This is a genomic window from Streptomyces sp. SID14478 (assembly GCF_010548525.1).
Classification (GTDB): domain Bacteria; phylum Actinomycetota; class Actinomycetes; order Streptomycetales; family Streptomycetaceae; genus Streptomyces.
Genome location: NZ_JAAGMG010000086.1, coordinates 1 through 2,209 on the forward strand (window position 1 = coordinate 1; position 2,209 = coordinate 2,209).

Annotated in this window: 1 protein-coding gene and 1 pseudogene; both read left to right on the plus strand. The window is 75.4% G+C overall.

Features of this window, described 5'->3' with window-relative positions; all coding sequences use genetic code 11:
• On the plus strand, nucleotides 1-1,584 hold a 1,584-nt coding region (locus G3I40_RS02965; protein ID WP_164300577.1), incomplete at its 5' end, for a glycosyltransferase.
• Nucleotides 1,581-2,209: pseudogene (locus G3I40_RS02970) on the plus strand (hypothetical protein); the annotation flags it as partial. The gene G3I40_RS02965 and the pseudogene G3I40_RS02970, both read left to right, overlap by 4 nt.

Sequence of the window (2,209 nt, forward strand, 5' to 3'; positions counted from 1 at the left end):
TCCGGGCAGGCGCCGGGCGGCGTCGAAGCCGAGGCGGACCGTTTCGCCACCGCGCTGTACGGGCTCGCGGAGCTCGCCCGTGACGAGGGCGTGTTGGGCTTCGCGCTCCGCTCCGAGTCCGCCGTGCGGATCCTGGAGCGCGCCTGTCGTGCGCCGGGCGCGCTGCGCGCCGCCCGCGCTGCCCGGGTGCCGGATCTGCTCGCCTTCGCCGGGTACGTCGAGCGCGCACTGCGCCCCCTCTCGCTCGACTGGTACGAGGACGCGTCCGCCGGGTTCGAGGGCGGCGGGCTCGGCTCCGTCGACCTGTGCCACGCGACCTCGGGCGGGGCGGCCGCCCTGCCCGGCCTGATCGCCAAGCGCTTCTTCGGCGTCCCGCTGCTCGTCACCGAGTACGGGGTGCAGCTCAGGGCCCGCTACATCGCCGCGGGGGACGCCGAGTTGAGTGCGCCGGTGCGCGCGCTGCTCGCCTCCTTCCACGGTCTGCTCGCCGCCGAGGTCTACCGGCAGGCCGCCGTGATCACCCCGGGCAACACGCACGCCCGGCGCTGGCAGGAACGGTGCGGCGCCGACCGCGCGAAGCTGCGTACCGTCCACCCCGGCATGGAGGCCGCGCGCTTCGCCGACGTCGGCGAGCGCGAGGAGCCGGGGGAGCCGGACACGCTCGTCTGGGTCGGGCGCATCGATCCGTCCAAGGACCTCATCTCGCTGCTGCACGCGTTCGCCGAGATCCGCAAGGACGAGCCGAAGGCCCGCCTGCGGATCGTGGGGGCGCTGCCCGCCGGACGCGCCGCGGGCGGCGCCGGACAGGACGGAGCGGGCGACCCCGCGGCCGAGGAGTATCTCGGCCACTGCAAGGGCCTGGCCGCGCAGCTCTTCCCCGACGAGGCCGAGGGGATGCACGCCGTCGGCGAGAACCCGGTCTCCTTCGAAGAGCTCGGCGGCCCCGAGGCGCCCGACCTCGCCGCCGCCTACGGCGCGGGCAGCATCGTCGTCCTGTCCAGCGTCGTCGAGGGCTTCCCGATCAGCCTCGTCGAGGCCATGTTCTGCGGGCGCGCGACCGTGTCGACCGATGTGGGCGCCGTCGTCGAGGTCATCGGCGGCACCGGCCTCGTGGTGCCCCCGCGGAATCCGCGGGCGCTCGCCGAGGCGTGCGTGGCGCTGCTGCGCGACTCCGAGCGCCGTGAGCGGCTCGGCGCGGCCGCCCGCGCGCGGGCGCTCGAACTCTTCACGATCGAACAGAACATCGCGGCATTTCGCGGCATTTACCTGGAGATCGTCTCGCACTGCCCGGTACGCCGCGAGGCCGTCGACGACGCCGGCGAACCCCTGCCGTTCGCCCATCCGCCCGAGGCACATGTGCCGGGGCGCTGGACGGCCACGGCCGTCGGAGGGGGCGGCGGCGCATGGCTCGCCGGACGGTCCTCCGGTACGGGAACGCCCAGTTGGGCGTCGGACGCCGACGGCGACGAGGACGACCGGGACGCTCCCGGCGACGGCGGTGCCGATCGAGGCAGTGCTGACCGCGGCGGTGAGCGGGAGCAGTTGGCCGGGGTGACGCAGGGCTGCGGGGAGGCAGACGGATGAGCGGGTATGACGACGCCGGGCGCGGATCCGGTGGCGGCGTCGGGGCGGACGTGCCCCGGGTGCCGGTGGGTGCGGGGGCCTGGGGAGCGGGCTCGGAACGGGCCCTGGATTTCCCGGGTCCCGAGGAATTCGGCCTCCTCGACGGGGAGTTGCTGCGCGAGCCCGGAGCGTGGAAGGCCGGCGAGCCGGACCCGGAGCCGTCGGATACCGAGACAGCGGGAGCGGCGTACGCAGGAACCGAGAGTTCGGGGACGGCTTACGCGGGGGTCGAGAAGGTCACAGCGCCGTACGCGAGGGGCCTCCCGAGGCAGGCCCGTGAGCCGGGTCTGCGTGCGGACGGCCGCGCCGTCACGCCCCGCCGCCCCGGCGCGGACCCCGTCAAGGTGCTGATGCACCGGCACCGCGACCTGTGCGAGCGAGCCGTCGACCCGTTGGAGATCGCCGCCGGGCTGGAGGCCCACGGCGTGACCGACCGGACCGCCTCCCGCTTCCGTCACAAGGACGTGTTCTCCCTCGCCGAGGAGATGTTCGCCCGGGTGCCGCGCGACGGCGAACCGGACGAGGCACCGGTCACCGCCCCCGCGGCCCGCACCACTGGCGTGCGCGGCGCGTGGGCGGGGCTCGC